The 13,070-nt window shown below is 73.0% G+C and carries 8 protein-coding genes and 1 tRNA gene; 7 read left to right on the top strand and 2 right to left on the bottom strand.

The features are described 5' to 3' along the window. Both FB457_RS13365 and FB457_RS13355 read right to left on the bottom strand, forming a co-directional pair. Nucleotides 1-1,232: ice-binding family protein (locus FB457_RS13365; RefSeq protein ID WP_145781957.1), on the bottom strand; the 1,232-nt coding region annotated here is incomplete at its 3' end. Between the two features lie 909 nt (nucleotides 1,233-2,141). Then, nucleotides 2,142-2,214 (bottom strand) — tRNA-Arg (locus FB457_RS13355). A gap of 294 nt (nucleotides 2,215-2,508) precedes the next feature. On the opposite strand from FB457_RS13355, the gene FB457_RS13350 reads away from it, so the two are divergent. The 7 genes from FB457_RS13350 to FB457_RS13320 all read left to right on the top strand — a co-directional run bounded on the left by FB457_RS13350 (nucleotide 2,509) and on the right by FB457_RS13320 (nucleotide 12,863). Further along, on the top strand, nucleotides 2,509-4,401 hold the full coding sequence (locus FB457_RS13350; protein ID WP_047015849.1) for a GTPase domain-containing protein: 1,893 nt from the start codon (nucleotides 2,509-2,511) through the stop codon (nucleotides 4,399-4,401). Between the two features lie 769 nt (nucleotides 4,402-5,170). Next, on the top strand, nucleotides 5,171-7,240 hold the full coding sequence (locus FB457_RS13345; protein ID WP_107086101.1) for a GTPase: 2,070 nt from the start codon (nucleotides 5,171-5,173) through the stop codon (nucleotides 7,238-7,240). Nucleotides 7,241-7,358: 118 nt separating this feature from the next. Next, a complete protein-coding gene (ssb, locus tag FB457_RS13340) occupies nucleotides 7,359-7,862 on the top strand; it encodes a single-stranded DNA-binding protein (RefSeq protein ID WP_047019917.1) in 504 nt (167 codons plus the stop codon). A gap of 379 nt (nucleotides 7,863-8,241) precedes the next feature. Further along, nucleotides 8,242-9,651 carry a thioester domain-containing protein gene (locus FB457_RS13335; RefSeq protein WP_164492526.1) on the top strand — a complete coding sequence of 470 codons (1,410 nt, stop codon included), beginning with the start codon at nucleotides 8,242-8,244 and terminating at the stop codon, nucleotides 9,649-9,651. 284 nt (nucleotides 9,652-9,935) lie between these two features. Beyond that, nucleotides 9,936-11,600 (top strand): energy-dependent translational throttle protein EttA, encoded by a 1,665-nt coding sequence (gene ettA, locus FB457_RS13330; protein ID WP_047015847.1) that lies wholly within the window; start codon nucleotides 9,936-9,938, stop codon nucleotides 11,598-11,600. Nucleotide 11,601: 1 nt separating this feature from the next. Further along, on the top strand, nucleotides 11,602-12,087 hold the full coding sequence (locus tag FB457_RS13325; RefSeq protein WP_047019916.1) for an acyl-CoA thioesterase: 486 nt from the start codon (nucleotides 11,602-11,604) through the stop codon (nucleotides 12,085-12,087). Further along, nucleotides 12,084-12,863 (top strand): DUF8185 domain-containing protein, encoded by a 780-nt coding sequence (locus FB457_RS13320; RefSeq protein WP_145781955.1) that lies wholly within the window; start codon nucleotides 12,084-12,086, stop codon nucleotides 12,861-12,863. Before FB457_RS13325 ends, FB457_RS13320 begins: the two co-directional genes overlap by 4 nt. Nucleotides 12,864-13,070 lie beyond the last annotated feature (207 nt).

Genomic DNA, 13,070 nt, shown 5'->3' with positions numbered 1-13,070 from the left:
TTGTCGTGGTGCTTGCACTTGTCGTGGTGCTTGCACTTGTCGTGGTGCTTGCACTTGTCGTGGTGCTTGCACTTGTCGTGGTGCTTGCACTTGTCGTGGTGCTTGCACTTGTCATGGTGCTTGCACTTGTCGCCGTGCCCCCCGCCGGTGGTGGCTCCCGTCGTGGCTCCGGTGGTGCCGCCGGTCGTGGTCGCCCCTGTGCTGCCGCCGGTGGTGGTGGCTCCGGTGGAGCCGCCGGTCGTGGTGGCCCCTGTGGTGCCGCCTGTGTTGGTGGCGCCTGTGGTGCCGCCCGTCGTGGTGACATTGGTGGTGCCACCTGCGGTGTTGGCCCCTGTGGTGCCGGCGGTAGTGGAGTTGCCGGCGATGGCACCTCCCAGCAGCCCGCCGGTGGTCACCCCGGTAAGACCGCCGAGCAGCCCACCCCCGCCGGTAGTGCCCCCGGTGGTGGTGGTCGCGCCGTTGGTGGTCGCACCGTTGGTGGTCGCACCGTTGGTTCCGCCGTTGCACTCGGGACGAGTGATCACGTTGGTGTCCAGAGACGTCGTGCCGTTACGCGCGAGCGCACGACCCTCGATGGTCGCGCCGGTGTTCGCGGTAATCGAGGTGAGGGCCAGGATGTTGCCCACGAAGGTGGTGTCGGTCCCCAGTGTCGCCGAGCTCCCGATCTGCCAGAAGACGTTGCATGGCGATGCGCCGTTGATGAGCTCGACGCTGCTGGCCGATGCAGTAGTCAGGGTGGATCCGACCTGGAAGACCCATACGGCGTCGGGGTCGCCGCCGGCGTCCAGGGTCAGTGTGCCGGTCAGCCCGATCGAGGAGGAGGCGTTGTAGACACCCGGAGCGAGGGTTTGACCGCCGAGGTCGCCCGCGATACTCGCATCCGGAGCCTGGCCGGCGGCGTCGTTGTAGGCCGTGACCAGATCACTCTTTGCTTGAAGAGCGACCGCGTCCGCGGAGTGGATCGACCCGTTCACCAGACCCGGCGGAAAACCGCTGATCGCTGTCCCGGGGCTGACGCCGAGATCACCGGTGACCACAGTCGGGCCGGTATTGGTCACCGACTCACCGGCGAGAACAGCGAAGCTCTCCGTGGTGCCGAGCGGGACCTGTGTCGCGACTGCATAGGTCTGCGTCGTCGTGATGGCGACCGCAGTGACTACCATCGCCACCACCGCCGCCAGCCACGAAATGACTGTGCGCCATCTCGGGGCTCTGGACTCATTCAAGGACATCTTGACGCTCACTCCTTTGTGTAACAGCGGAGGGTGTTTCACGCAAGAAACGTGAACACGAATCTCTCCGGCGCCACAGCCTCACCGGGGGCGCAGCATGACGGTTCGTCAGAACGGAGAGGGACTCAGGGTAGTAGAAGAATGCATTTAGTGCCGCAGGCAGATGAGTGAAATTGCCTTCGACCAACAGTTAAAACGCAAATATGTCCATGCGGGACAGTTATTCTGGATTCTCGACGTGCGAGTCCTGGAGAACCAGGCGATCTCGCCGACCGCTCAACTTCGGGGATCCACTGACCGGTTCGAGAACCCTTCCCCCGGCTCCTTCCCGGTCATCCGGCCGGATCGAGGGCCCTGAAACGGCGCCGGAGAGCCGCCGCGGATTGTCCGGATGCCGGCACCGCACCCGCCTGATTGTCAGCGGCGTGGCCGAGGTTCCGTCCAGCAGTCCATGAGCCCCACCGAGGAGACCGGTGCTCTCGACGCCCTCTGCGGGAAGACCTCCTCGTCGAGCACGGCTTCATCCTGGAGTCGGTCACGGCGATCAACGACCCGCAGCCGGACCGCGCGGTCTCGTATCGGATGTACGCCGCCCCGCCGCCCAGTCCGGACGACCACCTGAAACGGATCGAAGGGCTCCGGTATCTGCCGGCGGCTGCATGAGACGGTCCGGGGGCCCGTAAGGGCCTCCGGCCGCTTGATTGTCTGCTCCGTGGCTGCCGTGGGCAGCGCCGAGGAACGGATCCCGGGGGACACACGGGGGACGGCCACCCGTAGAAGCCCGGTTTCAGCCTGCTCCAGCCGGACGGACACCATGATCATCTCATGGCGGACGGGTGTCGGTCGGCGGGTGGGGGGCAAGTCTCTGAAGTGGGGGAAGGCCCTCCCTGGGGGAGGAGGGCAGCCCTGCGCCCCCGGCAGGACTCGAACCTGCGACCAAGCGCTTAGAAGGCGCCTGCTCTATCCGCTGAGCTACGGGGGCCGGTGTGGCGTGGAACGGTGGCCGGGCTCGGCGGATCCGTGACCTTGCCAGGGGTCAAGGATAGGGCTCCGTTGAGCCACACCCGGTAGCTTCACTCCGGCACCACCTTGTGGAGGTTCAGTGAAGCGTCCCGATAATCGCAGGCGAGTGCGATTCGCGCACCGCTTTTTTCCGGGTGGTGCCGGTGGTGTTGTGCAGTCGTTATGCCCGCGTGGCGGGAGCTTCCGGGTTGAAGAAGGCGCGCTGCGGGGCTAAACGCTTTCAAATTCGGAAGGAAGCGGGCATTCTTCGCATGTGGCGACCTCGGACGTACGGCCTGACCTGCTGAACGCACTCTCCACGCTCCGCGAGTGCGTCGCCGCCGCGCGCTTTCCGCTCCCCCTTCCGGGGGCGGACGGAGCGCGGCGCAGCAGAGCGGAACTGCTGGCCCAGCTCGACGACTACCTGGTGCCCAGGCTGCACCGGCCGGACGCGCCGCTGCTCGCGGTGGTCGGGGGATCGACGGGGGCAGGAAAGTCGACGCTCGTCAATTCGCTTGTCGGCAGATGCGTCAGCGAGTCCGGCGTGTTGCGGCCCACGACGCGGATGCCGGTCCTGGTCTGCCACCCCGACGACCAGTCGTGGTTCGCCGGGCAGCGGGTGCTGCCGCATCTGACGCGGGTGTGGATGCCGCGGCAGGACGGGGCGCACGGGCGCGTCGAAGCCTATGAGTCGTACGGGGCATACGAGGCCCAGGAGGTCGACGAGCCGTACGGTGACGGTGGGGATGCGGGGGACGGCGGCGGGGCGCGTCAGTCGTTCGGGGGTGGTGGTTCCCGTGCGGCGTACGGGGGGAGTCCGCGTGAGGCGTACGGGGCGAACAGGGGTGCCTCCGGTGCGTACGACGTGCGTGACCCGTACCCCCCGCGGCACGGCCCGGCGCGCGACGTTCTGACGCCGGACGGTCTGACGCGGCGCGGTCTTGCCCGCGGGGCGGCGACCTTCGGCGAGGGCGGCGGCGGGCCCGACGGGACGCTGCTGCGGATCGAGGTCGACGAGAACGTCCCCAGCGGGCTCGCCCTCCTCGACGCCCCCGACATCGACTCCCTCGCCGGGCACGCGCGTGAGCTGGCCGCCGAGCTGGTGTGCGCCGCGGACGTGTGGGTGCTGGTGACGACCGCCTCGCGGTACGCGGACGCGGTGCCCTGGCACCTGCTGCGTACGGCGAAGGAGTACGACGTCAGCCTGGTCACGGTGCTCGACCGGGTGCCGCACCAGGTCGCCGGCGAGATCTCCCTGCAGTACGCGACGCTGCTGCGCAAGGCCGGACTCGGCGACGTGCCGCGCTTCACCGTCCCCGAACTCCCCGAGTCCGCCGGCGGCGGCAGCGGGCTGCTGCCCGCCACGGCGGTGCGGGAGCTGCGCGAGTGGCTCGCGCACCGTGCCCAGGATCCCGCGGCCCGGGCGGAGGCGGCCGTACGGACCGCGAACGGCGTGCTGGCGTCGCTGCGTTCGCGGGTCACGTCGCTGGCCGGTGCGTGCGCCGCGCAGCACGCGGCGTCGTCGCGGATGGCGCACCGCGTGGAGCGGTCGTACGAGGAGGCCGCGGAGCAGGCGCACGCCGACCTCGTCGGCGGGGCCGCGTTCGCCGGCGACGCCCTGGCGCACTACCGCAACCGCGCCCTCACCGGTGCTTCCGGCGCCCTCCTCGACGCCCTGACCGGCAGCGTCGCCGCCGTCCTGTACTGCGCGGTGGCCGCCGCCGACGAGCGGTTCACCGCCGAGCTGCGCCGCGAGCCGGGCGCGGCGGCGGTGCCGTTCGGCGAGGCGGGCGAGGGCGCGCAGGAGCGGGTGGGCGTGCTCGTGCGGCGCTGGCAGCGGTGCCTGGAGGAGCTGGCCGACGAGGCGCTGCGGGCGGCGGAGCGGCCCGGCGACGCGGACCCGGAGGAGGTCGCGGCGCTGCTGGCGGTGGCGCTGCTCGGCGGTGCGAACGGGCAGGGGGCGGCGGACGAACTGGCGGCGCTGCTGGGAGCGAAGGACGGGCTGCGGCTGCGGAGCCGGGGCGGCGGGCTGCTCGGCATGTACTTCGAGCGGGTGCTGGACGGCGAGCGGGATCGCCGGCTGGCGGTGATCGACGCCCTGGAGGCGCAGTCGGGGCAGCAGGCGCAGTTGATCGCGGCCATGTCGGTGCTGCAGCGGGAGAAGTGACGGGAGAGTGCGCGACGTGACGGGTGAGGTGCGCGGGGTGACGGGTGAGGTGGGCGAGGTGTCCGGCGAGGTGGGCGAGATGCATGCGGAGGAGACGCCGGGGCGCGGCCAGTCGGCGGAGGTTCCGGTTCCAATTGGGGAGGCTGCGGAGCCGGTCGCGGGGGCCGGTGGGGTCGATGGGGCGGGTGAGGTGGCTGAGTTGTATGGGGTCGCGGGTGCGGATGACTCCGGTGGGGATGCGGGTGGGGACGCGGGTGGGGCGGGGGATGTGCGGGGCTCGGGGGATGCGCGGGGTGGGGTCGGCGCGGTGCCCCCGGCCGCGGCCGGGGGCATGTGGGACGACGGGTTGATCGCGCGGCGCGCGGCGCGCTGGGGCGTGCGGCGGGAGCGCCGGGAGGCGGTACGGGCGGAGGGCGGCGCGGTGGGCGACTCGGTGCCGGTGCCGGTCCCGGTGTCCGCGCCGGGGGGCGAGGGGCAGGCGGGCGACGCGGCCGGTTCCCGCGGCGGGGCGGTGGCGACTGCCGCGGGGGACGGAGCGGTGAGGGCTGTCGTCGGGGCGGTGGGGGCTGTCGGGGCTGTTCGGGGCGACGGGCGTGTTCGGGGCGACGGGGGTGTACGGGCTGACGGGGTGGCTGAATCGGGGGGTGCGGCGGGGTCCGGGGACCGGGCCGCGGCCGACGTGGATACGGGGGGCGGTTCCGGCGCCGGGTTCGGTGCGGAGCACGGGGGTCCGGCGGATGGCGGTGGGCGAGAGGGCGGTGTCGCGGAGATGGGTGCGGACGGCGGGTCGGACGTAAGGGCGGAGGGGGTGCCGGAGCCGGCGGGCGGTGCGGCGGCGGGGCCGGCGGCGGGGGGCGGCGGCGGTGCGGGTGCCGGTGCGGAGGACGGTGGGCGGCCGGGCACCGGCGCCGGTTTCGGTACGGGTGCCGATGCGGATCCGGGTTCCGGCGCCGACTCCGGTACGGGGCCGGGCGACGACGGCTTCGGGGTGGGCCGGGAGGACGGGGACTCCGCGGACGGCCCGGGGCGCGGCGGTGCGTACGACGGTGACGGTGCCGTGCCGCGTGCCGCGGTCCTGGGGCGCGGCGGGGCGCGTGCGGGATACGGGGCGGACGCGGGTGCGACCGGAGGATTCGTACCACGTGCTGAAGGCCCCCTGCGCGGGCGCCTCGACGCTCTGCGCGAACTCGTCGGCCTCTCCCGTACACGACTCGACGGGCGCACGCTCGCCGAGGCCGGGCGCGTCCTCGACGAGGCCGCCGACCGGCAGCGGCTCTCCCTCGACCACGCCGTCGTCGCCATCGCGGGCGCCACCGGCAGCGGCAAGTCCAGCCTCTTCAACGCGCTCGCCGGCGCCCCCCTCTCCGAAGTCGGCGTGCGCAGGCCCACCACCTCCGTGCCCGCCGCGTGCGCCTGGCGCGGCGCCGGCGACCACGCGCCGACCCTGCTCCTCGAACGCCTCGGGCTCCCGGCGCGCGCCGCCCGCCCGCTCCGCGACGACCTGGGGCTGCGCGGGCTCGTCCTGGTCGACCTCCCCGACCACGACTCGGCGGTGGACGAGCACCGCCGCCGCGTGGAAGACCTGCTGCGCCGCGTGGACGCGGTGATCTGGGTGGTCGACCCGGAGAAGTACGCGGACGCCGCGCTCCACGAGCGCTACCTGCAACCGCTGGCCGGCTACGCCGAGGTGATGTTCGTCGTCCTCAACCAGGTCGACCGGCTGCCCGCGAACGCCGTCGGGCAGGTGCTCGACGACCTGCGCCGCCTCCTCGACGAGGACGGCCTCGCGCTCGGCGAGCACGGCGAGCCGGGCGCGTGCGTGCTGTCGCTGTCCGCGCTCACCGGCGAGGGCGTGGCCGACCTGCGCGCGGAGCTGGTGTCGTTCATCGCGGAGCGCCGGGCGGCGGAACGCCGCCTGACCGCGGACGTGGACGAGGCGACGGCGCGGCTGCGCGAGGTGTACGTCGGCGGAGGCGGCGGGGGCGGTCTCGACGAGCAGGTCAGGGCGGAGTTCGAGGACCGGCTCGCGGAGGCGGTCGGGGCGGCGGCGACGGGGCAGGCGGCGGAGCAGTTGTGGCTCCGCGAGGCGGAACAGGCGTGCGGGGCGCGGTCGGCGGAGCTGTGGCGGCGCCGGCGGGCGGGTACGGCGCCGGGCGGGGCCAGGGGACGGGCTCGCTCGGGCGACGCGGGGGATCGCCAGAGCCCGCCCGGATCGGACGGGCGGCCGGCGGACGTCGGCGCGCTGATGCCGGAACCCCGGGACGGGCAGCAGGGGCTGGTCCCCGCGCGGGCGGTGGTCGAGCAGGCCGTACGGACCGTGGCGGACGAGGCGGGCGCCGGGCTGCCGGCGCCGTGGGCGAAGGCGGTGCGCGAGGCGGGTGTGCGGGGCGCGGAGGGGCTCGCGGACGGGCTGGCGCGGCAGGCGGCGGACCCGGAGGCGGGCGCGGAGCCGCCGATGCCCGATGGGCCCGGGGCCGTGCCGCGGCCGCGATGGTGGTCGGTGGTGGGTGCGGTGCAGCGCGGGCTGCTCGGCGCGCAGGCGCTGGCGGTGCTGTGGCTGGTCGCGGCGCTGTCCGGCGTGGCCGGAGTGCCGTGGCCGCTGCCCCTGGCCCTCGTGGCGGTCACCGCGGCCGCCGGCCCGGGGCTGGCGCTGGCCTGCCGGTTCGCGGCGCGCGGCGCGGCGCGGCGGTACGGCGAGGAGGCGGAGCGCCGCCTGCGCGAGTCGGCGGCCGCGAGCGGGCGGGCACGGGTGCTGGAGCCGATGGCGGCGGAGCTGCTGCGCTACCGCGAGGTGCGGGAGCAGTACACCGTCGCGTCAGGCGGCGGCACACGGCCCTGACCTGCTGCTACGCGGCCGGGTCCGGAGTTATCCACAGGGGTCGCGGGGGCGGGGCGGAGCGGGCAGCATGTGGGTCAGCGGGCAGGTGAAGTGCCCGGACGGGGGAGGTGCGTGGGAGATGAACGAAACGATGGTGACCGTCGTGGGGAATGCGGCCACGAGCGCGGATTACCGCACGACGCAGTCAGGAGTGCCCGCGGTGCGTTTCCGCCTGGCGGCGACGGTGCGGCGGTTCGACCAGGCGACCGGTAGCTGGAGCGATTCATATACAAATTTCTTTACGGTCTGGGCGTGGCGCCAGTTGGCGGACAATGTGGCGGCTTCCGTGGCCATCGGTGAGCCGCTGCTGGTGCGGGGCCGATTGCGGGTCAGGGAGTACGAGAAGGAAGGCGTGCGCTGCACGGACCCGACGATCGACGCGACGGCGGTGGGCCACGACCTCGGCTGGGGCACGGCGGCGTTCCGCCGGGTCTCGCGGCTCAGGCCGTCCTTCGCGGATCCGGCGAGGACGGACCTGGACGTCGCGGTACGGGACGCCCTGACCCCGGCGCTGGAGCCCGGGACACCGGACGCGGCGGACCGGGAGCCCCGACAGCCGGTGCTCACACCGGACTTGGGCTGACGCGAACCTCCGGGCCAGGGGCCCGTACCGGGCCCGGCAACGGCGGTCCCCGATGCAGGGGCGGAGCCGACTCCCGGGCCCGGCACCGGAGTTGCGTGGCCGTCGGCCGGCCTCGCGGGGGCCGGACGGTGACGGTTCCGAGACGATCAGTTCGACTGAGGCGCGAGAACTTCTGCCGGTCCGCTGGGATCTGCCCGAAATAGTCGTTGCCCCATGTAACGATTGCGTTCTAAAAACCTGTTCCCTTGGGGTATTTGAGGTTCGCGGGACGAGGGGAGTCCATAGGATTCCGAGCGGCTCGACGAGCCCGGAGCGAAGGCGTTCTTACGGCGGGGGCAATCCGAGCCTTGACCAACCCGCCCGGAGGGGATTTTCGACCATGACTTCTGTTCGGAGGCCGTCGCATCGGCGGTCTGCTCGGCTCACCGCGGCTGTGCTCGCCGCGGGCCTGGCCACTGCCGGTGCGATAGCCGGCGCCGCTCCCGCGGCGGCGCAGGACGCGCCGCCCGCCAACGGGGCCACCGCCACCCTGGGCGGGCTCACGATCAAGGACACCGCGATCGTCGACGGCGGCAAGGAGATCGGTGCCGGTCTCTTCGAGATGGCCGTCGACGAGGGCGGCACCATCCAGACCTACTGCATCGACTTCGGCAACCCGACCCAGCCGGAGGCCAAGTACCAGGAGGTGCCCTGGAGCGCCTCCTCGCTGCAGAACAACCCCGACGCGGGGAAGATCAACTGGATTCTGCAGAACTCCTACCCGCAGGTGGACGACCTCTCCGCGCTCGCGGCGGCGGCCGGTGCGGGTGAGCTGACGGAGAACACCGCCGCGGCCGGCACCCAGATCGCCATCTGGCGCTTCTCCGACAAGGTGAACGTCGAGGCCAAGGACCCGGAGGCGGAGAAGCTCGCCGACTACCTGGAGGCCGGTGCCGAGGCCATCGAGGAGCCCGCGCCCTCGCTGAACCTCGGTCCGACCGCGGTCTCCGGCAAGTCCGGTGAGAAGCTCGGTCCGGTCACGGTGAACACCGACGCCGCCGAGGCCAGCCTCTCGCTGTCGCCCGAGGCCGAGTCCGCGGGCGTCAAGGTCGTCGACGCCGACGGCAAGGCGCTGACCAGCGCCTCCGACGGTGCCGAGGTCTTCCTCGACGTGCCCGCCGGTACCCCGGACGGGTCGGCGACGCTGACCGCCCAGGCCACCACCCAGGTGCCCGTCGGCCGCGCCTTCGCCGGCGTCGGTGAGCACGCGAAGAGCCAGACCCAGATCCTGGCCGGCTCCAGCGACACCACCGTCACCGCGCAGGCCACCGCGAACTGGGCGAGCGAGGGTCCGATCCCGGCCCTGTCCGCCGACAAGAACTGCGCCAAGGGCGGCGTGGACGTGACCGCCGAGAACAAGGGCGACCAGCCCTTCTCCTTCGAGCTGGCGGGCGAGTCCCACACCGTGGCGCCGGGCGAGTCCAAGACCGTGCTGGTCGAGGTCGCCGAGGACCAGGCGTACGAGATCACCATCAACGGTGACGACGGCTTCAGCGAGAAGTTCACCGGCGTGCTCGACTGCGAGACCGCGGGCAACGACACTCCGGCACCCAGCGAGCCGAGCCCGGCCTCCGCGGGCGGTTCCGCCGGCGGCGACGACGCCGGTGACGACGAGGGCGGCGACCTGGCGAACACCGGTGGCAGCAGTGCCACCCCGGTGATCGCGGGCGTGGCGATCGGCCTGGTCGTGGTCGGCGGTGCGACCGTCTTCCTGCTCCGCAGGCGCGGCAGCGGCGCCGACGCCGCCTGACGACGGCCCTCCGGCCGGCGCCGGGAAGCGCCTAGCAGCGCCGAACGGTGCCGGCCGGCGGACGCCGGCTGACGGCTGACGCCCCGCACGGCACAGGGGCCGGATCCTCCGGGATCCGGCCCTTTCGCATGCCCGCCCGGCGGCCCCGGCGGCGCCCCGTGCCCGCCCCGCGCCCGTCCCGGCCGCCGCCGGCGACGGCCGGGACCGGGGGCGTTTTCGTGCGGGGGCGCCCGTGCGGCAAGATGGGTGCATCTGCCCACCTCGGATCTGCCGGACGGTTTCTCTTGGCTGAGTTCATCTACACCATGCGCAAGGCACGCAAGGCGCACGGCGACAAGGTCATCCTTGACAACGTCACCTTGAACTTCCTGCCCGGCGCCAAGATCGGTGTCGTGGGCCCCAACGGCGCCGGGAAGTCCACCGTGCTCAAGATCATGGCGGGCCTGGAGCAGCCGTCGAACGGCGACGCCTTCCTCTCGCCCGGCTACAGCGTCGGCATCCTCCTCCAGGAGCCCCCGCTCAACGAGGAGAAGACCGTCCTCGAAAACGTCCAGGAAGGTGTCGCCGACACCAAGGGCAAGCTCGACCGGTTCAACGAGATCGCCGAGCAGATGGCGACCGACTACACCGACGAGCTGATGGAGGAGATGGGCAAGCTCCAGGAGGAGCTGGACCACGAGAACGCCTGGGACCTCGACGCCCAGCTCGAACAGGCCATGGACGCCCTCGGCTGCCCGCCCGGCGACTGGCCCGTCACCAACCTCTCCGGCGGCGAGCGCCGCCGCGTCGCGCTCTGCAAGCTGCTGCTGGAGGCCCCCGACCTCCTCCTCCTCGACGAGCCCACCAACCACCTCGACGCCGAGTCCGTGGCCTGGCTGGAGCAGCACCTCGCGCAGTACGCGGGCACCGTCGTCGCCATCACCCACGACCGGTACTTCCTCGACAACGTCGCCGGCTGGATCCTGGAGCTCGACCGCGGCCGCGCCTTCCCCTACGAGGGCAACTACTCCACGTACCTGGAGACCAAGGCCGCGCGCCTGAAGGTCGAGGGCCAGAAGGACGCCAAGCGGCAGAAGCGGCTGAAGGAAGAGCTGGAGTGGGTCCGCTCCAACGCCAAGGGCCGGCAGGCGAAGTCCAAGGCGCGCCTCGCCCGGTACGAGGAGATGGCGGCCGAGGCCGAGAAGATGCGCAAGCTCGACTTCGAGGAGATCCAGATCCCGCCGGGTCCGCGGCTGGGCAACGTCGTGGTCGAGGTCGAGAAGCTCAGCAAGGGCTTCGGCGACAAGCTGCTCATCGACGACCTGTCCTTCACGCTCCCGCGCAACGGCATCGTCGGCGTCATCGGCCCCAACGGCGCGGGCAAGACGACCCTGTTCAAGATGATCCTCGGCCAGGAGAAGCCGGACTCCGGCAGCATCCGCGTCGGCGACACCGTGAACGTCAGCTACGTCGACCAGACCCGCGGCAACATCGACGCCAAGAAGACGCTGTGGGAGGTCGTCTCCGACGGCCTCGACTACATCAACGTCGGCCAGGTCGAGATGCCCTCGCGGGCGTACGTGTCTGCCTTCGGCTTCAAGGGCCCGGACCAGCAGAAGCCGGCCGGCGTCCTCTCCGGCGGCGAGCGCAACCGGCTCAACCTCGCGCTCACCCTCAAGCAGGGCGGCAATCTGCTGCTGCTCGACGAGCCGACCAACGACCTCGACGTCGAAACCCTCTCCTCGCTGGAGAACGCGCTGCTGGAGTTCCCGGGCTGCGCCGTGGTCATCACCCACGACCGCTGGTTCCTGGACCGCATCGCGACGCACATCCTGGCGTACGAGGGCGACAGCAAGTGGTTCTGGTTCGAGGGCAACTTCGAGTCGTACGAGAAGAACAAGATCGAGCGGCTCGGCCCGGACGCGGCGCGCCCGCACCGGGCGACGTACAAGAAGCTCACCCGTGGCTGACGTGGCCCGGCACGTCTACCGCTGCCCGCTGCGGTGGGCGGACATGGACGCGTACGGCCACGTCAACAACGTCGAGTTCCTCCGCTATCTGGAGGAGGCCAGGATCGACTTCATGTTCCGGCTGGCGCCCGGCGAGGGCGCCGGCGGGGGCGGTACGTCCTTCGCGGGCGGGTCGGTCGTGGCCCGGCACGAGATCGACTACCGGCGCCAGCTCGTGCACCGGTACGAGCCGGTGACGATCGAGGTGTGGGTGACGGAGATCCGCGCGGCGGCGGCGACGCTGGCGTACGAGGTGAAGGACGCGCCCGAGGACGGTGGCGCGGTGTACGCGCAGGCGTCGACGGTGATCGTCCCGTTCGACTTCGCGGCCGGCCGGCCGCGGCGGATCACGGCGGAGGAGCGGGCGTTCCTGGAGAAGTACCTGGGGCCGCCCCCGCCCGCGGGATCGGGGAAGCCCGGAAGGCCGGGGGAGGCAGCGGCGGCATGACGCGGCGGCTGGTGTTCGCCGAGGGACGGCAGGCGGAGAGCCTGGCGGTGTTCCTGGGGCGGCTGTTGCGGTACGACAGGGGCGCGGCGGTACGGCTGCGGGTGGCCGCCGGCGCCGGGGGCGGGACCGGGGGAGCGGCGCTGGCCGTCTTCGGGCACGCGCCGGCGCTGGAGGTGATCGTGGTCCGTACGGCGCTGCTGACCACGGCGGCGGCGGAGCTGGACGAGACGGTGTCGGCGGGGGAGCTGGCGGAGGCGATCGACGCGGCGAACGCCGGGGCGGGGAGCGCCGCCGGGGCGGAGTCTGCGGAGAGCGCGGCCGCGGCCCCTGGTGCCGGATCCCCGGCCCCGGGGCGGGAGTCGGCCGTGGACCTGCCGCAGCCGGTGAGCGGGCCCGGGTGGGCCGGGCTGCTGCCGCCGCGGAGCGGCTGGGAGCCGGTGGCGGGGCTGCCGCGGCCGGAGGAGTTGCGCGTCGCGGTGGTGGCGGGCGTCGCGGAGTTCAAGTCCCGGGTGGAGGCGCTGCCCGAGGAGAAGCGGACGCGCTCGGAGGTGGACCGCATAGGCGGCGAGATCTGGAGCCGCCCGCTGGGCGGGACCCCGCTGCCGCTGCGCGCCGCGCACGCCGCCCGCGTCTTCGGCCTCCTGCCGCACCCGGAGGACCCGGCCGAGCCGGCGTTGCTCGCCGCCGGCAACTGGCTCCGCCTGCGCACCCCGTACGGCTCGGTGGCCCTCCGCCGCACGGGCGGCCTGGGCCGCCTGGGCGTCACCCCGGTCTGACCCGGCCCCCGCCTGCGGCCGGCGCGTCCGGGAGGGGCAGAGGTGACCGGCAGCGCTCTCGCGGGGTACGCAACCCGCGGACGTCCCGCGCCCGTCGGCGCGTTGGACCCGGGCGGGGGCCGGGCTCGTCGGTACGCCGCGAGCCTTCGGCCGCCGCGCGTCCGGTCCGCAGGACCCGGCTTCCGCGGGCCGCCGCCCGCCGGCGCC

Source organism: Streptomyces sp. CNZ287 (assembly GCF_007827615.1).
The sequence above is the reverse complement of the archived record's forward strand: the minus strand, read 5'-3'. Positions and strand labels throughout refer to the sequence as shown.

Coding starts and splice junctions, on each gene's coding strand:
- FB457_RS13345 (WP_107086101.1), top strand. CDS start 5,171: ATGGGTGCGGACGGCGGGTCGGACGTAAGGGCGGAGGGGGTGCCGGAG.
- ssb (WP_047019917.1), top strand. CDS start 7,359: ATGAACGAAACGATGGTGACCGTCGTGGGGAATGCGGCCACGAGCGCG.
- FB457_RS13335 (WP_164492526.1), top strand. CDS start 8,242: ATGACTTCTGTTCGGAGGCCGTCGCATCGGCGGTCTGCTCGGCTCACC.
- FB457_RS13320 (WP_145781955.1), top strand. CDS start 12,084: ATGACGCGGCGGCTGGTGTTCGCCGAGGGACGGCAGGCGGAGAGCCTG.